The sequence below is a fragment of the Gemmatimonadota bacterium genome (assembly GCA_026706345.1).
In the GTDB taxonomy this organism is placed as follows: Bacteria; JAAXHH01; JAAXHH01; order JAAXHH01; family JAAXHH01; genus JAAXHH01.
This window is the reverse complement of record JAPOYX010000066.1, coordinates 1-18,404: the sequence shown is the minus strand read 5'-3', so window position 1 is coordinate 18,404 and position 18,404 is coordinate 1. Positions and strand designations below refer to the sequence as shown.

Below are 18,404 nucleotides of genomic sequence, written 5' to 3'. Positions count from 1 at the left end.
CAGTGGATGCCCAGGATGAATGAGAAAGAAGGACCGACCTTCGAGGAGGCGCTGAAGCGCCTGGAGCACATCGTGGAGCGCATGGAGCAGGGCGATCTTCCGCTGGACGAGTCGCTCGCCCTGTTCCAGGAAGGCATCGAGCTCTCCCGGATCTGCACGCGCCAGTTGAATGCGGCGGACGAACACGTGCGGAAGCTGGTCCGGGTGGAGAACGGCCGGTTTGTCATCGAGCCCCTCGAACCCGAAACACCGGCTGGCCAGGACGACGACCTGTCCTTCTGACATCGGCGCGCCTCCCTTGAGCGTTCCCGGCGCGAAGGACGTCCGTTTCATTGGGAATCGTCCCGCCTATCGCGCTCGGCCTGCCGGCAGGGACGCATGACGCGCCGGCACGGACGCGATATACTATATACCTGGTGTGGCATATGGCAGATACCAAGGAAAAGCGGGCATTCCTCGAAGCGCTGGCCGAGCGCAAGGGCTGGGTGCACGAATACCTGGAACGGGACCGCCGTAAAGCGCTGTTCGTTCCGGAGGACATTCACGACGGGGTGCTCAGCTACCTTCAGGCGTCCGGCAAGGTGCTTCGTCCCTGCGTCCTCTATTTCTCCTGCGGCGCCGTAGGCGGGGAGGAGCAGACGGCGACGCCCGCGGCCGTCGCCGTGGAAGTGTTCCACACCTGGACCATCGTTCATGACGACATCATGGACCGTGACGCGTTGCGGCGCGGCGCGCCCACCGTCCACGAGGCGTTCCGGAGACGGGCGCTGGCCACGGAGGCCTTCGACGAACGGGAAGCCGCCCACTACGGCGTGTCCATCGGTATCATGACGGGCGAGGTGCAGCACGGATGGGCCACCGCGCTCCTGTCTGAACTGTACGACGCGGATGCGGACAACGGCGAGATGGTGATCGAACTGATCCGTTACCTGGAAACGGAGGTCCTGCTGGCGCTCGTAGGCGGCCAGGCCCTGGACATCCAATACGCCAAGGCCCCCATGGAACGCATGGACGAAGCGTCCGTAATCGATATGTTCTGGCGAAAGACCGGCGCGCTCTACGCGTTCGCGGGCGCCGCCGGCGCGATGATCGGCCTGAACACGCCGGACCGGACCCACCCCCTGGTACGGGCGATTTCATCCTTCACCGGAGAATGCGGCGTGGCCTTCCAGCTGCAGGACGACATCCTGGGTCTCACGGCCGACGAGGCCACCCTGGGAAAGCCGGTGTGCTCCGACCTGCGGGAAGGGAAACGTACGCTGCTGCTCGTGCACACGTACCAAAAGGCTTCGGCCGCCGAAAGGCGGTTCCTGCTTGATGTCGTCGGAAAACCGGAGGCTACCGATGACCAGATCGCGGAGGTACGCGATCTCATCCTGGCCCACGGCGGTCTCGACCACGCCCGGGCGCTCATGGAACGGCGCGTGGCCGACGCCATTCGAAATCTCGATGCGATTCCCGACTCTTCTTATAAGGGGTACCTGGTCAACTGGGCGGAATACCTGATCGGAAGGTCCTTCTGATGCATCGCGTGGGTATCATCGCCAATCCAGCCCGTCCCATGGTCCGCCGCCTGATACCGGAACTCGTCCGGCTTCTTTCGTCGCGGTCCGGAAAACCGACGCTTTCGTCCGACCTGGCGGATCTGGTCAGCGATTATGCGTCCCGCCGGGGCTGCGTGATCGTCGATACGGACGACGGCGTCGCGGGGGAGGCGGACTGGATCATCGCCATCGGGGGGGACGGCACGCTGCTCAAGACGGCGCGCCTGGTAGGCGCTTCCGGCATACCCATTCTCGGGGTCAACACCGGGAAGCTCGGCTTTATGATGCAGACGACCCCCGACGAGCTGGGCGACGCCCTTGAACGGGTCTTCGGAGGGAGATACTCGCTGGACAAGAGGCTGGTCCTGCAAGGAAGGACAGGAAACGGAACTTCGGGGGACGCGGTCGGCGGCGAAGTGTTTTCGGCGCTGAACGATATCGTAATCGACAAGGGTTCGATCTGCCGGGTCATCGAACTGGGTATCTACATCAACGACGAATACGTCAATGACGTCGTGGCGGACGGGTTGATCGTCTCGACCCCGACCGGATCCACGGCCTATTCGCTGGCGGCGGGCGGCCCGATCCTTGCGCCGGACATGGAAGCGATCGTCGTATCGCCCATCTGTCCGCACACCCTGTCCAACCGGGCGATGGTGCTCGCCGCGCGGGACCGCATTCGAGTCGAAGTCCGGGCCGACCATCCGGATCTCCTGCTGACGGTGGATGGGCAGAAAAACGTGGTCATACAGCCGGGCTGTACCGTGGAGCTTTGCCGGGCGGACCACGCCATACATCTGATCCGGTTCATGGATCGTTCTTATTACGACGTCCTGCGTTCGAAGCTGAAATGGGGCGAACGCTGACTCAGCCGGAGGGAATCAGCTGGTCCGTGTGGTCCGCCTCGTCCGCCTGTCACCGCTATTCCTGTTGTGGCCTATGCTTGCGAACCTGAGGGTCAGAAACTACGCGCTGCTCGACGAGGTGGACATCGAATTCACCCCCGGATTGAACGTGCTCACGGGGGAGACCGGATCCGGGAAGTCCATCCTGATCGGCGCGCTGGGACTCATTCTCGGCGGCCGGGCCACGTCGGATGCCATACGCAGTGGCGCCCGGACCGCGACGATCGAAGGGTTGTTCGAAGGAGCGCGGGACGCACAAGTGCAGGCCCTGCTGGCAGAAGTCGGCGTGGACGTGGAAGAGGATACGCTGATCATCCGGCGGGAGGTCAGCCGCGACGGCCGCAACCGGTGCACGGTCAACGGCTGCCTGGTCCCCGTTTCCGTCCTCAAGAGCCTGGGCGTCCTGCTGGTGGACCTGCACGGGCAGCACGATCACCAGACGCTTCTGAACCCGCGGACGCACCGGGATTTCCTCGACGGGTTCGAGGATGCCGGAGCGCCGAAACAAAAGGTCGCCGAATCCTGCCGTCGTTTCACGGAGTGTTCGGAGGCACTGGGGCGGCTGGAAGATGAACTCGCCGCTACCCGGGAGCGCGAGGAGCTTTACCGCTTTCAGCTGGACGAGCTCGACCAGGCGGACCTGTCTCCGGGAGAAGACGAGGCGCTGGAAAGGGAGCGGGCCGTCCTCGAAAACGCGGAGCAGTTGATCCGGGTCGCCTCGGACGCTTCCGACGCGCTCTCCGAAGGGGAAGGCGCGGCCGTCGACGGACTGGTCCGGGTCATCCGCGCGCTGGAGGAAGCGGAGCGGATCGACCCCGCGCTCGGGGAAGCCCTCGGGGGCGTTCGGAACGCGCGCTACCAGCTCGACGACTGCACCGATTTCCTGCGGCGCTACCGCGACCGCGTCGAGTACGATCCGGCGCGCCTGGAAGAGGTGTTGGACCGCCTGGATCTCGTCGGGCGTCTCAAACGGAAATACGGCGCCACGATCGAGGATGTCGTGGCCTACCGTGACCGGATCGCCGGAGAACTGGACCAGATGGACACGGTCGACGAACGGCGGGACCGTTTGCACGCGGAAGTAGAAGCGGCCCGCGAGGAGTTGACCGTGCGGGCAAAGGCCCTGTCGGACCGGCGAAAGCAGGTGGCGCGAAAACTGGAAAGCAGGGTGGTGGCGGAACTGGCGGAACTGGGCATGGGGAAGACGGGATTCCAGGTCCGGATCGACTGGCAGGAGTCCGAGGACGGCCCCCTGAGCATCGACGGCCGCCGCTTTCACGTGGACGTCCACGGGATGGACCGGATCGAATTCCTGATATCGCCCAATGCCGGAGAGGCGCTCAAGCCGCTGGTGAATATCGCGTCCGGCGGGGAGATATCCCGGGTCATGCTGGCCCTGAAGGTGATCCTCGCCGAATCGGACCGCATGCCGACCCTGGTCTTCGACGAACTGGACATCGGCATCGGCGGACGCATCGCCGAATCGGTCGGGCACCGTTTGAAATTAGTGTCCAGGGACCACCAGGTGCTGTGCATCACCCATCTTCACCAGGTCGCCTGCTGGGGCCGTACGCATTTTACCGTGCAGAAGCAGTCGGCTCGAGGAAGGTCGGTCACGCTGGTCGATCACCTGGACGAGGACGGCAGGATCCGGGAGATCGCGCGCATGCTGGCCGGGGAGACGGTGGACGCCATGGCCCTCTCGCACGCCCGCGAGATGCTTCGGCGCACGGCGGCCGTGTGAGACCGCGAAGGACGGCGACATGAGTCCGGATTCCGGGCAGGACGCGCAGGCCAGGCAGATCGGGCAGGCCAGGCAGATCGGGCAGGCCAGGCAGATCGGGCAAATCGGGCAGGCAGGGCGGACCAGGCCGGCGAGGCGGACCAGGCGGGCCGGAAGAACGGGAGGGTTCTGGTCTCCGCCCAACCTGCTGTCCCTCTCGCGGATAGCCGCCGTGCCGTTCATATACTGGGGTTTCGCCCAGGATGCGCAGCTGGGCCTCTACGCGCTCATCGGCTGGGCTTTTCTGACGGACGCGGCCGACGGCTACCTGGCGCGCCGTTTCCGCTGGGAAAGCAAATGGGGGCTCGTCCTCGACCCGCTGGCCGACAAGATCCTGGTCGGCAGCCTGGCGGTCTTCCTGGTGCTGTTTCGGGACTTCCCCCTGTGGGCGGCCGCACTGGTCATCGCCCGCGACCTGGCCATACTGGGGGCGGGCGCGTATCTTTATCTCAGGCCCGGCAACCTGGTCCTGCCGGCCGACCGGATCGGGAAACTGACCACCCTGGTCATGGGTGGCACGCTTTTCCTTTACGCCGCGGACCTGCAGCCTTATGGGGCGTGGGCGCTCTGGGCGGCGCTCTGCTGCGTCGTCGGATCGGGCATTCATTACGTCCTGGGGTTCGCGCGGCTGGTCCGGACCCGGTCGGGCAGTCCGGAGACCGCGGGAGTCCCCGGGGCTTCCGGCACGATGGATCGCAGGGAAATGCGACGGGAAAGTACGCTTACATGAATCGCGGCGCTTCGAAATGGGCGGTCACCGGCTGGCATCACCTGTCGTTCGAGCGGCCGGAAGACTGGAGTATCGGCGCGGTAACGGGAGATTATACATCGGGCTACCTGCGGCTCGACGATACGGAAATGCCCCGTTTCGAACTGAGGTGGGAGCGTACCCGGGGCCGGGAACCCGTCGACCAGGTGGTTGCGAGATATCTCAAGAATCTTTCCGGAAAGGGCGAAAAGAAGGCGCCGCCGGTGAAAGTCCGGCGGGACCTGGGGCTCATCAAGGACGAGTCCGTGCTGGCGGACAGAACAGTGGAGGGGTTCCACTGGCGGACGGAAGGGCGCGACCCCCTGCAGGCCTATGGCTGCCTGTGGATGTGCGAAACCTGCGGACGTACGGTCTTTGCCCAGGTCCTCGGACGCGGGGGCGAATCCATCATGGCCCAGGCCTCGAGGCTTCTGAACACCTTGGACGACCACGCACGGGGCGACACCGCCGTCTGGGCCGTGTACGGGCTGAAATTCGAACTGCCGTCCGAATGCGCCCTCGTGAAGCATGCCTTTCTGACGGGACGGATCGAGTTGACATTTGAGTACGGTGGCGCCAGATTGGAACTGGTAAGGATGAGCCTTGCCGAAATGCACCTCGAGAACCGGACGTTCCCGGAGTGGTTCCAGGATACCTACGGAAACGAGATGGACAACTGGGTCGATGGCTCCGCTTCCGCTTACGGTCATCCGGGCGTCCGCGGGACCGGCGAGGGCGTGGATCCCGAGACGGTTCACAGCCGGATGGCGTGGCTGCCGTGGCGGCGTCCGCGCAAAAAACCATTGAGTTGTTGCGGCTGGCATTGTATCGATGGCAATAGGCTCTACGTGCTGCGACACATGGGCGAGACGCACCGGCCAGACTTCCTGGACGGGATAGCCGGTACTGTGATTTGCCACTGATCTTGCGGGAAGCATACACGCTCGTCCATGGCCGGCATCTTTTCCACGGGTCGTAAATCATGTCGTTCTTTCGAAAGAAACCGCCCCCGTTGCCTCGAAGGGAGTTGTTGCGCGCAAAGCCGGTACGCAATGAAAGACTGACCTGCGAAGAAAACTCCGACGGGGAAATCGTGCTGGGCATCCCGAGGAGAAAGACCTGGTGGATCAATACCCTGTCCAGGGTGTTCTACGTGCCAAGCCGGCGGACGGTGGTGCTGGACCGGATCGGCTCGTTCCTCTGGGGGCTATGTGACGGGCGGAACACGGTGGACCACGTGATATCGACGATCCGGAACGAATACAAGCTGGAACGCAAGGAAGCGGAAGTCTCCACGTTGACGTATTTGAAGCAACTCACGGAAAAGGGACTGATTGGACTGGCCGTGGCAAACAGAAAAGGAGAAAAGAACGCATGACGACGGAATCAGTCGCGACGGCCGGCACGACGGAAAAGCAGATCTCATTGCCCTTGTCCAAGGCGATCGAGATCAGTTTCCGCAGCCTGCGAATCAGGTTCTGGCGGTCGCTGATCACGATCGGCGGGATCTTCTTCGGCATCGCCTTCCTCATGTCCATCCTGACCGGCGCGGCCATCAACGAAGCGCTCGTTGAAGGCGGTTCCCCCCAGGTCCGGGCGCTGCTGGAACAGAAAGGCGCGGACGGCGATTCGGCGACGCAGCAGGTATGGCTCGTTTCCCTCTCCCTGCTGGTGTGCGTGGTCGGAATCACCAACGCCATGCTGATGTCGGTGACCGAAAGGTACCGGGAAATCGGGACCATGAAATGCCTGGGGGCGCTGGACAAGTTCATCATACAGCTGTTCGTGCTGGAGTCTACCTTCCAGGGACTGGTCGGTTCGGTGGGCGGGGTCATACTTGGCTGCCTGTTCATGCTGGTTTCCATGATGACCTCCTATGGATGGGACCCCCTGATGCTTTTTCCTCTGCTGGACGTGGTGCGAAGCGGCCTGTATTCGCTGGGGGCCGGACTGGGTCTCGCCATCATCGGGGCGTTGTACCCCGCGTACCGGGCATCCCAGATGCCTCCGGCCGACGCCATGCGCACGGAAGTTTGACATCGGACTGCACCCGGAACGCTTGCCGGAACGAGCGGATTCGAACAGATATCTGAAAGGGGCGGAAAATGACAGAAGAACAGACCGCGGTAATGGACGCGCCGGATACCGAAACGCAGAATATCGTCCGCACGCGCGGGGTCAAGAGAGTGTACCAGATGGGCAAGCTCTCCCTGGAGGCGCTCAAGGGCATCGACATGGAGGTCCAGCGCGGCGAGTACATCTCCATCATGGGCCCGTCGGGCTCGGGCAAGTCCACCCTGTTCAACATGATCGGCGCGCTGGACAAGCCCACGGAGGGCAAGGTCTACATCGACGAGGTCGACGTCGCCCAGCTGGACGCCTATGAACTGGCCTGGCTGCGGTGCCGCAAGATCGGTTACATCTTTCAGACCTTCAACCTGATTCCGGTCATGACCGCCCTGGAAAACGTCACCCTGCCCATGATTTTCGCCGGCCTGGCGACGGACGAAGCCATCGACAAGGGCGTCGACCTGCTGACGCTGGTGGGCCTCGGCGAGCGGGTCCAGCACAAGCCGCTGGAACTGTCCGGCGGGCAGCAGCAGCGCGTCGCCGTGGCCCGCGCGCTGGCCAACGACCCGGCCATCGTCCTCGCGGACGAACCCACGGGCAACCTGGACCGGAAGACCGGACGGGAGATCATCGAACTGTTGCGGGAGCTGAACCAGGAAAAACAGGTGACGATCATTTCCGCGACCCACGATCTGAAGATGCTGGACGTTTCAGACCGCATCCTGTGGGTACAGGACGGAAGGATCACCAAGAACCAGCGGCGCGACGAACTGGACCTGGACCTGGGGCAGATCGGCGCCGAGGAAGAATAAGACAGTTTTCAGGTGGGATCGAGTTCAGGCGCTGCAGATGGCTGACGCGCGCCTCGGACCTTTCAGGCGACGCCCGCTCCGCAGCACTTCTTGTACTTCTTGCCGCTTCCGCAGGGACAGGGCGCGTTGCGGCCGACTTTCCGGTCGACCTTGACGGGCCGGGCCCGGGATGAATTCCCGTCGGAGTCCGAACCCCGTCTTCCCCCCCGCCGGACGCCGGCCTCCGCTTCGGGGTCTTCCGCGGCCATGCCGGCCATGGCCGGGGCTTCCTGGTGGATCGCCCGCATGTTGGTCGGGGCTTCCTGGCGCGGCATCCGCGTTTCCGCCAGCTCGGCGTTGAACACGGTCTTGACGATCTCCTCGTCCAGCCGGTCCCACAACTCCTCGAACATGGCGTAGGCTTCTTTCTTATACTGGATCAGGGGATCCAGCTGACCGTAGGCGCGCAGCCCGATGCCCTCCCGCATCCGGTCGATTTCGTACAGGTGTTCCTGCCAGGCGTTGTCGATGACGTGCAGGGTGGCCAGGCGCTCCAGGTCGCGCATCAGGTCGGGAGAGGGTGCCAGGGCCGCTTCCTTCCGCTCGTAGGATTCGAGCATCTTCTCGTCGACGAGCTCCACCAGCGATTCCACGTTCAGATCGGCCATTTCGTCTTCGGCCACGGCCACGGCCACGTGGAAGTTGCGGGCCAGATCGGCGCTCAAAGCGTCCAGTTCCCAGTCCTCGGGATAGGTCTTGGGATCGGTGTATTCCGCGACCTTCCGTTCGGCGACCCCTCGAATCATCTCGATGACGTCGTTCCTGAGGTCCTTCCGCTCAAGGGCGTGCAGGCGGCGGTCGTACACGGCTTCGCGCTGCTGGTTCATGACGTTGTCATACTCGAGCACGTGCTTTCGCATGTCGAAATGCTGGGCCTCCACCCGCTTCTGGGCCCGTTCGATGGACCGGGTCACCATGGAGTGCTCGATCACTTCCCCGTCCGGTATCTTCAGGCGGTCCATGACGGCCGCGATGCGCTCGGAACCGAAGAGCCGCATCAGGTCGTCCTCCAGAGAGAGGTAGAAACGCGAGGAACCCGGGTCTCCCTGGCGTCCGGAACGGCCGCGGAGCTGGCGGTCGATACGGCGGGCTTCGTGGCGTTCCGTTGCGATGATGTGGAGTCCGCAGGGCACGTCCGCCATGCAGTCCCGCACGGTCAGCCCTTCCGCCGTGGGCGTATTGAGCGACTCGCCGTTTTCCAGGTGGCAGCGGTCGCACTTCACCACGCCCGCGCCGAGCTTGATATCGGTGCCCCGCCCCGCCATGTTCGTGGCGATGGTCACGGAACCGGGCTGTCCCGCCTTCGCGATGATTTCCGCCTCCTGCTGGTGGAACTTGGCGTTCAGCACGTTGTGCTTGATCCCCCGGCGTTTCAACATGCGGCTCAGCGTTTCCGAGGCGTCGACGGAGGTGGTCCCGATCAGGATGGGCCGGCGGCGCGTGTTCATTTCCTCGATTTCGTCCAGGACCGAGTTGTACTTCTCCCGCCGGGTCCGGAAGACCACGTCGTCGTAGTCCATGCGCCGGACGGGCTGATTGGTCGGTATTTCCACCACGTCCATCTTGTAGATCGCGAAGAACTCGCTCGCCTCCGTAACGGCCGTGCCGGTCATGCCCGCCAGCTTTTCGTACATGCGGAAGTAGTTCTGTATGGTGATGGAAGCGACGGTGCGCGTTTCCTGCTCGATCTTTACGCCTTCCTTGGCCTCTATGGCCTGGTGCAGGCCTTCCGCCAGCCGCCGCCCGTACATCAACCGGCCCGTGAAGGTATCCACCAGGACGACCTTCCCGTTCTCGATGACGTAATCGATGTCTTTCTCGTAGATCGCGTAGGCCTGGAGCAACTGGTGCATGTTATGGATGCGCTCGCTGCGTTCGGCGTACAGTTTCTCCAGCTTGGCCTTCCGCTCGTCCTTCTGCTGCTCGGTGAGGCTCGCGTCGGATTCGATCTCGACCATGCCTTCGCCGAGATCGGGTATGACGAAGAGCTCCTGATCGCCCGGCGAAAGGAGTTCCCGGCCTTTCTCGTTGATCTCGGTATGGCGGGTTTTTTCATCGACCGTGAAGAAGAGATCATCGTCCAGTTGCGACATGCGCTTTTCCCGGATGTAATCCCCCTCCACCTGCTGTATGAGCTTCTTGATGCCGGGCTCCTGCTGCAGTTTCAGGAGCTTCTTGTTCTTCGGCATGCCCCGCTGCGCCTGCAACAGCCTGGTCCCGGCTTCGTAGTCGTCCTCCTTCTCGTTATCCAGCAAAGCTTCCGCATCCGCGATGATCTTCGCCACGAAGCGGGTCTGGGCGCGCATGAGTTTCTGGACGTCCGGCAGCGATTCGGCGTACTTCCCGCTGTTTGATTCGCTTACCTGCCCCGCGATGATGAGGGGCGTGCGCGCTTCATCGATCAGGATGGAATCCACCTCGTCCACGATCGCGTAGCTGTGCCCCCGCTGCACGCGGTCCTCCAGGCGCCACTTCATGTTGTCCCGGAGATAGTCGAACCCGAATTCGTTGGTGGTCCCGTAGGTCACGTCCGCCTGGTAGCCCGCTTTCTTGCGCTCTACGTCGGGATCGTTGTTCTCCAGGCATTCCACCGTCAGCCCGAGGAACTCGAATACCGGTCCCATCCAGGCCCGGTCGCGCTTGGCGAGGAACTCGTTGTGCGTCACCAGGTGGGCGCCGCGTCCGGTCAGGCCGTTGAGATACATGGGAAAAAGGGCGACGAGCGTCTTGCCCTCGCCCGTCGCCATCTCGGCGATCTTGCCTTCGTGAAGCACGATCCCGCCGATGATCTGCACGTCGTAGGGCGTCATGTCCCATACCATTTCGCCCTGGCCGGGGACGGTCCACGACCGGCCGATCATGCGTCTGCACGCCTCCTTGACCAGGCCGTAGGCTTCGGGCAGGATTTCGTCCAGTTCCTCGCCGTCCTCCCACCTGGACCGGAACTCCCGCGTCTTTTCGGGGAACTGGTCTTCTTCAAGCGTCCGGTATTCGTCGGCCCATTCGTTGACGGCGTCGACGATGGGCTCCATCCGCTTGACGTCCCTGTCGTGCTTGGTCCCGAAAGCGCTGGCAATCAGGTTCTTGATCGGGGTGAGCATGGTGTTTCGTCCCTCGTTCCGTGCCGTGGAGGCGGACTCTTGCGGCTGATATGCCGACGATGAAACTTACAGGCGCGGCCAGCCTGGAACAACCCTTTTATTTGAACCGGAACGGCCGGTTTCCGGTTCCATTTCTCAAGAAAAAACCCCGGCGGGAAAGCGTGGTCGCGCCGGGGCTGCCTGCTGTATTCGAACGGTGACTCCCCCTCAGTCGTCGTCCCGGAGATAGGGGCTGAGCTTCCCGCTGCGGGTCGCGTGCCGCAAACGCTGCAGCGCACGTTCCTTGATCTGGCGTATCCGTTCCCGCGTCAGGCCGAAACGAATACCGATTTCCTCGAGCGTGTGGGCCCTTTCCGACCCTACGCCGAAGTACAGGCGGATCACTTCCGCCTCGCGGGGCGGAAGCGTGTCCAGTACCTTCCCCACGTCCGACTTCAGGAATTGGAGCATGGTGCTCTCGTCCGGCGCCGTCTGCATTTCGTCGGGCAGGAGGTCGAGCAGGCTGCGGTCGTCATCGTGATTGAAGGGAACGTCGAGGGAGATGCAGTGGCTGAATGAACTGAGGGCCTCGTTGATTTCGTCGACCGAGATATCCATTTCCTCGGCGATCTCGTCTATTTCGGGTTTGCGGCCGAGCTCGTGCTGCAGATGCTTGGAGGTCTGCTTGATGCGGCGAAGCTCTTCAGAGCGGTTTACCGGGACCCGAACAGTCCTCGACTGGTTGGCAATGGACTGTATGATGGCCTGGCGTATCCACCAGACAGCATAGGAGATAAACTTGTAACCCCTGGTTTCGTCGAACTTCTTGGCGGCCCGCATCAGGCCCATGTTACCTTCGTTGATCATGTCCAGCAGGGGCAGGCCGTAGTTCTGGTACTGCCGGGCCACGCTGACGACGAATCTCAGATTGGCCTTCACCAGCTTGTCCAGGGCGTTCTGGTCGCCCTGTTTGATCAGGCGGGCCAGCCTGACCTCCTCTTCGGCCGTTATCAAGGGATACTTGGACATCTCGGCCAGGTAGCGATACAGCGCCTGTTCGTATCTCGCCCCGTTGCCATAGGACTCTTGATATGAAGTGCTGATCTTGCTTCACCTCCCCTCCGCGCCATGCGCCACGCGCGGGATATCCCTTCCGCTCCGGCCTACGCAGGCCCGGTTCCCGTTACATCACGATCCTCTGTGGTGTCAACGGCGTGCCGAACGATGCGTGCCATACAGGACCCTGTTTCAGAATATGCAAGCGGCAAAGACGCCATCGGCAGACAAACGGAAAGGACAATCCGGCGGATGCGCGTTCAAAAACTGAAATTGCGTCATCACTCAGACAACGGGAACTGAGAAGGGTTGCCATCGAATACAACCGGAATCCAGCATGTACAGGCTTACAAGAAGGCTTTGCCTGGGTGACAGTTCCCAGTATACCCAAAATAAACCGATATCGCCCGTAAAGTCAAGTGTTTTCCCTTTAAGATTGACAGGAGAAGGACCGGTGGATACATTGGCACTCTCGAAATCGGACGCATACCTCCATGACCGGAGATCCTTCCCGCAAGGAAACGGCGGATGGCCGCGGAATCGAAAACATGGCGTATTGCCGTAGCGAATCGGAAAGACGTGGTGGACGCCGTGGGAGAAAGTCTCCGCGGAGATATCCTTGACCTAGGCATCAACGGGGTCGAACGCGTTCGGCACGTCCGGCTCTACACGCTCCACGGGGAACTGTCGACGGCCGAACTCGACCGGATCACCACCGGTCTGCTCGCCGACCCGGTCACTCAGGAACATCTGAAAATCGACGCCGCGGGCCTGCCGGTCGAATCCGGCCAGTGGGGCGTGGAAGTATGGTTCAGGCAGGGGGTGACCGACGCCGTGGGCGAAACGGCGCTGAAAGGGAGCCGCGACCTGGGCGTCACGGGGATTGAATCGGTGGACACGGGCCGGGGATACATCCTGGGGGGTCCGCTTGACCGGCCTCAGATCGACACCATATGCCGCCGGCTGCTTGCCAACGATGTGATCGAACGGTACGAATGCTATGAAGGGGGCCAATGACCTACGAGGCCGACGACACGGTAGAGACCCTCCCCTTGCTGAAGGCGACCGACGATGAAATGATGCGGTTGAGCCGGGATGGCATGCTAGCCCTCAACCTGGAGGAAATGCGGTCGATACGGCATTATTTCGCCTCGATCGGACGGGACCCGACCGACGTGGAAATCGAAACGATCGCGCAGACCTGGTCCGAGCACTGCAAGCACAAGGTCTTCAACGGGGTCATCGATTACGTCTCGGGCAGAAAGACGGAGCGCATCGACAATCTCTTCGCCCGCTCCATAAGGAAGGCGACCGAGGATATCCGCCGGCAGAAGGGCGATGAAGACCGCTGCGTATCCGTGTTCGTCGACAACGCGGGCATCATCGAGTTCGACGAAGACTATCATCTCGTATTCAAGGTAGAGACCCACAACCATCCTTCCGCGCTGGACCCCTACGGCGGAGCCAACACGGGCATCGGCGGGGTCATCCGCGATCCGCTCGGGACGGGCCTGGGCGGCAAGCCCATCTTCAATACGGACGTCTTCTGCTTTGCGCCGCCCGACTTCCCCTATGACGAACTGCCTGAAGGCGTATTGCATCCGAAGCGCATCTTCAAGGGCGTCGTAGCCGGCGTCCGGGACTACGGCAACCGCATGGGCATACCAACCGTCAACGGGGCCATCCTGTTCGACGAGCGGTACCTGGGCAATCCGCTGGTCTACTGCGGCACGGCGGCCATCATCCCGGTCGACCGGGTCGACAAGTCGGCCGAACCCGGCGATCTTATCGTCTCCATCGGCGGGCGGACGGGCAGAGACGGAATCCACGGGGCCACGTTTTCGTCCATCGAGTTGACCGAATCTTCGGAATCCACCGCCACGCAGGCCGTTCAAATCGGAAATCCGATCGAGGAGAAGAAGATCCTCGACGTGCTGATGCAGGCCCGGGACCGCATGCTCTACCGGAACATCACCGACTGCGGCGCAGGCGGGTTCTCGTCGGCCGTCGGCGAAATGGGTCAGGACACGGGCGCGGAAGTGCACCTGGAAAAGGCGCCTCTTAAATACGGCGGGTTGAAACCGTGGGAGATCTTCCTCTCGGAGTCCCAGGAACGCATGATCCTGGCGGTCCCGCCCGACCGCATCGAGGCCCTGCGGGACCTCTGCGCGAGCGAGGACGTCGAGGCCTCGGTGATCGGAGCCTTTACCGGCGACGGAAGGTTGCGGGTCACCTACAGGGACGATCGGGAGGACGCCGAACGGTCCACGGTCGCGGACCTGGACATGGAATTCCTGCACAAGGGGGTGCCGCGTATCGCCCGGAAGGCCCGTTGGGACCCGCCGGAGCATCCCGAGCCCCCCGAAGCGGACCGCCCCGATCCTTCGGCGAGCCTGACGCGGCTGCTGTCGTCGTGGAACGTGGCGAGCAAGGAATGGGTCGTCCGTCAATACGACCACGAGGTGCAGGGGGGCAGTGTATTGAAGCCCCTCCAGGGCGCCCGGAACGACGGACCCGGCGACGCCGCCATCGTGCGGCCGGTGCTTTCGTCGGACCGGGGCGTCATCGTAGCCAACGGCATCAATCCGTCCTACGCCGACATCGACCCGTACTGGATGGCGGCCTCCGCCATAGACGAAGCCCTCCGGCAGATCACCTGCGTGGGCGGCAGCGTCGACCGGACCGCGCTGCTGGACAATTTCTGCTGGGGCAATCCGGACAAGCCGGACCGGCTCGCCGCGCTGGTCCGCGCGGCGCGGGCCTGTTACGATATCGCGGTGGCCTACGGCACGCCTTTCATCTCGGGGAAGGACAGCTTCTACAACGAATTCTCCGACGGCAACCGGGCCATCGCCATTCCTCCCACGCTGCTCATATCGGCCATTTGCGTCATGGACGACGTGAGCCGGGCAGTCAGCATGGACGTCAAGGCGCCGGGTAACAGTATATACGTCGCGGGATGCACACGCGATGAGCTGGGGGGTTCCCGGTACTACAGCATGCTCGGATTCATCGGGCGCAACGTGCCGACCTTGGACACGGACACGGGGGGCGCGACCATGAACCGGCTGCACCGGGCCATGTCGCGGGGCCTGGTAGCCGCCTGCCACGACTGCTCCGAGGGCGGCCTGGCCGTGGCCGCGGCGGAAATGGCCTTCGCGGGCGGATTCGGCGTGACGCTGGATCTCGATGCCGTCCCCCGGGACGGGGGCGCGGACCGCGACGACATCGTCCTTTTTTCCGAATCGAACAGCCGGTTCGTGGTAGAAGTGCCCAGTGGACGGGAGACCGACTTCGAAGCGTGGATGGCCGGCAGTCCGCTCGGCCGCGTGGGCGTCGTTACCGAAGAGGACCGCCTGGTCGTACGCGGCCTCCGGGGCGATGAAATCATATCGGCGGACCTTCGTACGCTGAAGGAAGCCTGGCAGCGTCCCCTGCGATGGTGACGCGACCGGGCGGAGCAGGCGGAGCAGGCGATCCGGGCGATCCGGGCGGGCCGCGCGGGCCAAACGGATCGGGCGATCCGCCTTTCATATCCTTTCAAATTCGGGAGTTTCCATGCCTGCCGCCTCGGTCCTGATTCTACGCGCCGCGGGGATCAACTGCGATGAAGAAACGGCCCATGCTTTCCGGCTCGCCGGTGCGGCGCGGGTGGATCCTATCCACATCAACGAGTTCATCCAGGGACGCCGTCGCCTGTCCGAATACGACATACTGGTCCTGTCCGGCGGGTTCTCCTACGGTGACGACCTCTCCGGCGGCAAGGTGCTCGCCAACGAAATGCAGTACAAGCTGATGGAAGACGTGGAATCGTTTATCGGGGAAGAGAAACTCATCCTCGGTATCTGCAATGGATTCCAAGTGCTCGTCAAGATGGGTCTGCTGCCCCAGACGGAACCGAGCGGGCGGCGACAGGAGGCGACGGTGTTCTACAACGACTCCGGCAAGTTCGAGTGCCGCTGGGTCTACCTGCGAAGAGACCCCGGGAGTCCCTGCGTCTTCACCCGAAACATGCCGGACACCATATACATACCCGTCGCAAACGGAGAAGGCAAGGTCATGCTCGCTTCGCGGGGTGTGCGGGAACGGCTCGTTTCCGGCGGCCACGTCGCCCTTCGGTATGCCAATCCGCCCTGGGTGGACGGCGACGAGGCCGGGTATCCCTGGAGCCCCAACGGCTCGGTGGACGCCATCGCAGGGATCTGCGACGCAACCGGCCGGATCTTCGGGCTCATGCCTCATCCGGAGCGATATACCCATCCGACCCATCATCCACGGTGGACCCGGGAGGGCCGCAGGGAGCCCGACGGACTGCACATCTTCCGGAACGCCGTGGACTATGCCCGCGGGATCCATTAGCACCTGACGGGAGCGTATCGTTTGAGCTTCCCCCCGTTCAGCCGAGCCATCGAACGCCGCATACACGCGATCGGGCTTCTCCTGGTGCCCGTCGCGGTATTCGTCCTGCTCAGCCTCGTAACCCACGCGGAAGACGACTATCCCAATTCAAGCCGCGGTCCGGATGAAGTGGTCAACCTGGGCGGCCGTCCCGGCGCCCTGGTATCCTACGGCGTGATGCTCGTCCTGGGATACGGGGGATACGTCGTCCCCGTTCTCATCGGCCTGCTCGCCTTGAACAGGATCCGGGGGCAGCGTCCGGCGAGACTGATCTGGCAATCCGCCTGGCTCCTGGTCCTCGTGGTTACCGGAACCGCCACCGCGAGCCTGATCCCGATTCTCCCCGAGTACCTTCGGTTCAGAATCGGGGGCGTCCTGGGGTTCTACCTCGGAAGGCAGATGGCCGGCGTCCTGGGCGTGGACCTCTCGCTGATACTGGGAGGCGCTTTTTTTCTTGCAGTCCTGGGGATCATGTTCTACTTGTGCCTGATCAGACGAAGGGCCGTCCGACAGCGCAACGCCCGAACCGAATAGCAGTCAGGGCGGGGCGCAGGCCGCTGGTATCGATCCCGTCCCCATCCCGCCCACATGAAAGCCTGCCATGAAGCGATGCCTGCCGTTCCTGTTCATCCTCGTTACCTCCAATGCTTACGGCGGCCCCGTGCCCGATCAGCAGCCGGTGCGGGGGATCGCCCCCGGCGGCGAACCGGGGATTTCCGGCCGCCTTCAGAACATGCTCGCCACGAGGCCGCCCGGCGAGGTGCTGAAGGTATGGGTTTACCTGGCGGACAAAGGCCAGGCCCCGGGGGCCGGATACGACACCGCGCTGGCGGCCGCTGAAGACAGGCTGTCGCCCCGCACCCGCCGGCGGCTGTCGACAAGAAGCAACCGGCTGGCGGGATGGGAGGATATCCCCGTCCACGATCCCTACCTGGAGCGCATCGAAGGGTTGGGGGGCAGGGTCCTCCAGGTGTCCCGCTGGCTGAACGCGGCGAGCGTATCCATCCCGGCCGGAGATATTGACGGCCTGGCCGGCCAGCCCTTCGTGCTGAGGATCGACGCGGTCGCCAGGCTCCGTTATCCGCGCCCCGTCCCGCCGCAACTTCCCGGCCCGGCGGAAACGGACGTCAGGCTGCGGGCGATCCGGTCCGCCCGACTCGATTACGGTCCTTCCTTCATTCAGCTGAACCAGTTGCAGGTACCGGAACTCCACGATCTGGGGCTTACCGGAAACGGCGTGCTCGTGGCGCTCTTCGACACGGGATTCAGCCTGGATCACGTAGCATTCGACAGCCTGAGAACCCGGGTGGAAGCGCGGCGCAACTTCCTTCGGGACGAAACCGGGTTCACCGGACTGGAGGACTCCAGTCACGGTACGGCGGTGCTCGGCACCATCGGCGGATACGCGCCGGGCCATCTGGTCGGTCCGGCTTTCGGAGCCCGTTACCTCCTCGCGAGCACGGAGGCCGTCGCATTCGAGAACGAGATCGAGGAGGACTTCTGGGTGGCCGCCATGGAATGGGCCGACAGCCTCGGCGTGGACGTAATCAGCAGTTCGCTCAGTTACCCCGACTGGTATTCCTATGAAGATATGGATGGCGAAACCGCCATGATCACCCGGGCGGCTTCCATGGCTTCGGACCGTGGGATCGTGGTCGTGAACAGCATGGGAAACCTGGGCGGCGCCCCCTATGAAAAGATGGGGGCGCCTGCCGACGCGGAAAAGGTGATCTCCGTCGGAGCCGTCGACGCATCCGGCAGTCGCTGGGTCTTCTCCTCCATCGGCCCCACCTTCGACGGCCGCATCAAGCCGGACGTGATGGCCATGGGGGAAGACGTCTACACGGTGGACCCGTTCAGCTTCGACGGTTACACGCGCCTCAACGGCACATCCTTCTCTGCGCCCCTGGTGGCGGGTGTCGCCGCGCTGCTGCTGGAAGCCTATCCCCACTGGACGCCCGAAAAGGTG

The 18,404-nt window shown here is 63.3% G+C and carries 16 protein-coding genes; 14 read left to right on the top strand and 2 right to left on the bottom strand.

Translation table 11 applies throughout. The features are described from left to right. Positions 1-15 precede the first annotated feature (15 nt). The 9 genes from xseB to OXG98_05580 all read left to right on the top strand — a co-directional run bounded on the left by xseB (position 16) and on the right by OXG98_05580 (position 7,862). Positions 16-282 (top strand): exodeoxyribonuclease VII small subunit, encoded by a 267-nt coding sequence (xseB, locus tag OXG98_05620; protein ID MCY3771481.1) that lies wholly within the window; start codon positions 16-18, stop codon positions 280-282. 143 nt (positions 283-425) lie between these two features. Then, a complete protein-coding gene (locus OXG98_05615; GenBank protein ID MCY3771480.1) occupies positions 426-1,523 on the top strand; it encodes a polyprenyl synthetase family protein in 1,098 nt (365 codons plus the stop codon). Further along, positions 1,523-2,410 (top strand): NAD(+)/NADH kinase, encoded by an 888-nt coding sequence (locus OXG98_05610; protein ID MCY3771479.1) that lies wholly within the window; start codon positions 1,523-1,525, stop codon positions 2,408-2,410. The genes OXG98_05615 and OXG98_05610 overlap by 1 nt, the downstream gene beginning before the upstream one ends. A gap of 73 nt (positions 2,411-2,483) precedes the next feature. Next, positions 2,484-4,193: a DNA repair protein RecN gene (gene recN / locus OXG98_05605; protein ID MCY3771478.1), complete on the top strand. Its 1,710-nt coding sequence runs from the start codon at positions 2,484-2,486 to the stop codon at positions 4,191-4,193. 19 nt (positions 4,194-4,212) lie between these two features. Further along, positions 4,213-4,962, top strand: a complete 750-nt coding sequence (locus OXG98_05600) for a CDP-alcohol phosphatidyltransferase family protein (protein ID MCY3771477.1) — start codon at positions 4,213-4,215, stop codon at positions 4,960-4,962. After that, complete coding sequence (locus tag OXG98_05595; protein ID MCY3771476.1) at positions 4,959-5,903, top strand: hypothetical protein; 945 nt, start codon at positions 4,959-4,961, stop codon at positions 5,901-5,903. The genes OXG98_05600 and OXG98_05595 overlap by 4 nt, the downstream gene beginning before the upstream one ends. A 59-nt stretch (positions 5,904-5,962) precedes the next feature. Next, on the top strand, positions 5,963-6,358 hold the full coding sequence (locus OXG98_05590) for a PqqD family protein (GenBank protein MCY3771475.1): 396 nt from the start codon (positions 5,963-5,965) through the stop codon (positions 6,356-6,358). Beyond that, complete coding sequence (locus tag OXG98_05585) at positions 6,355-7,017, top strand: FtsX-like permease family protein (GenBank protein MCY3771474.1); 663 nt, start codon at positions 6,355-6,357, stop codon at positions 7,015-7,017. The genes OXG98_05590 and OXG98_05585 overlap by 4 nt, the downstream gene beginning before the upstream one ends. A 68-nt stretch (positions 7,018-7,085) precedes the next feature. Continuing rightward, on the top strand, positions 7,086-7,862 hold the full coding sequence (locus OXG98_05580; GenBank protein MCY3771473.1) for an ABC transporter ATP-binding protein: 777 nt from the start codon (positions 7,086-7,088) through the stop codon (positions 7,860-7,862). A 62-nt stretch (positions 7,863-7,924) separates the two neighbouring features. Here OXG98_05580 and secA read toward each other — a convergent pair whose 3' ends face one another. Further along, positions 7,925-11,002: a preprotein translocase subunit SecA gene (gene secA, locus OXG98_05575; protein ID MCY3771472.1), complete on the bottom strand. Its 3,078-nt coding sequence runs from the start codon at positions 11,000-11,002 to the stop codon at positions 7,925-7,927. A gap of 207 nt (positions 11,003-11,209) precedes the next feature. Further along, on the bottom strand, positions 11,210-12,010 hold the full coding sequence (locus OXG98_05570; GenBank protein ID MCY3771471.1) for an RNA polymerase sigma factor RpoD/SigA: 801 nt from the start codon (positions 12,008-12,010) through the stop codon (positions 11,210-11,212). A 555-nt stretch (positions 12,011-12,565) separates the two neighbouring features. Here OXG98_05570 and OXG98_05565 point away from each other — a divergent pair. The 5 genes from OXG98_05565 to OXG98_05545 all read left to right on the top strand — a co-directional run. Continuing rightward, positions 12,566-13,054, top strand: coding sequence for a phosphoribosylformylglycinamidine synthase subunit PurS (locus OXG98_05565; protein ID MCY3771470.1), 489 nt, complete (start codon positions 12,566-12,568; stop codon positions 13,052-13,054). Further along, positions 13,051-15,483 carry a phosphoribosylformylglycinamidine synthase subunit PurL gene (gene purL, locus OXG98_05560; GenBank protein MCY3771469.1) on the top strand — a complete coding sequence of 811 codons (2,433 nt, stop codon included), beginning with the start codon at positions 13,051-13,053 and terminating at the stop codon, positions 15,481-15,483. Before OXG98_05565 ends, purL begins: the two co-directional genes overlap by 4 nt. A gap of 112 nt (positions 15,484-15,595) precedes the next feature. Continuing rightward, complete coding sequence (gene purQ, locus OXG98_05555; GenBank protein MCY3771468.1) at positions 15,596-16,396, top strand: phosphoribosylformylglycinamidine synthase I; 801 nt, start codon at positions 15,596-15,598, stop codon at positions 16,394-16,396. A gap of 21 nt (positions 16,397-16,417) precedes the next feature. Further along, positions 16,418-16,969 carry a DNA translocase FtsK 4TM domain-containing protein gene (locus OXG98_05550; protein MCY3771467.1) on the top strand — a complete coding sequence of 184 codons (552 nt, stop codon included), beginning with the start codon at positions 16,418-16,420 and terminating at the stop codon, positions 16,967-16,969. Positions 16,970-17,036: 67 nt separating this feature from the next. Next, positions 17,037-18,404: S8 family serine peptidase (locus OXG98_05545; protein MCY3771466.1), on the top strand; the 1,368-nt coding region annotated here is incomplete at its 3' end.

Bases quoted from the DNA above. Each gene is read 5' to 3' on its own strand.
- OXG98_05570 (MCY3771471.1), bottom strand. From the start codon at position 12,010: ATGTCCAAGTATCCCTTGATAACGGCCGAAGAGGAGGTCAGGCTGGCC.
- secA (MCY3771472.1), bottom strand. From the start codon at position 11,002: ATGCTCACCCCGATCAAGAACCTGATTGCCAGCGCTTTCGGGACCAAG.
- OXG98_05590 (MCY3771475.1), top strand. From the start codon at position 5,963: ATGTCGTTCTTTCGAAAGAAACCGCCCCCGTTGCCTCGAAGGGAGTTG.
- OXG98_05565 (MCY3771470.1), top strand. From the start codon at position 12,566: ATGGCCGCGGAATCGAAAACATGGCGTATTGCCGTAGCGAATCGGAAA.
- purL (MCY3771469.1), top strand. From the start codon at position 13,051: ATGACCTACGAGGCCGACGACACGGTAGAGACCCTCCCCTTGCTGAAG.
- OXG98_05595 (MCY3771476.1), top strand. From the start codon at position 4,959: ATGAATCGCGGCGCTTCGAAATGGGCGGTCACCGGCTGGCATCACCTG.
- OXG98_05610 (MCY3771479.1), top strand. From the start codon at position 1,523: ATGCATCGCGTGGGTATCATCGCCAATCCAGCCCGTCCCATGGTCCGC.
- OXG98_05615 (MCY3771480.1), top strand. From the start codon at position 426: ATGGCAGATACCAAGGAAAAGCGGGCATTCCTCGAAGCGCTGGCCGAG.
- OXG98_05580 (MCY3771473.1), top strand. From the start codon at position 7,086: ATGACAGAAGAACAGACCGCGGTAATGGACGCGCCGGATACCGAAACG.
- purQ (MCY3771468.1), top strand. From the start codon at position 15,596: ATGCCTGCCGCCTCGGTCCTGATTCTACGCGCCGCGGGGATCAACTGC.
- recN (MCY3771478.1), top strand. From the start codon at position 2,484: ATGCTTGCGAACCTGAGGGTCAGAAACTACGCGCTGCTCGACGAGGTG.
- OXG98_05585 (MCY3771474.1), top strand. From the start codon at position 6,355: ATGACGACGGAATCAGTCGCGACGGCCGGCACGACGGAAAAGCAGATC.
- xseB (MCY3771481.1), top strand. From the start codon at position 16: ATGAATGAGAAAGAAGGACCGACCTTCGAGGAGGCGCTGAAGCGCCTG.
- OXG98_05600 (MCY3771477.1), top strand. From the start codon at position 4,213: ATGAGTCCGGATTCCGGGCAGGACGCGCAGGCCAGGCAGATCGGGCAG.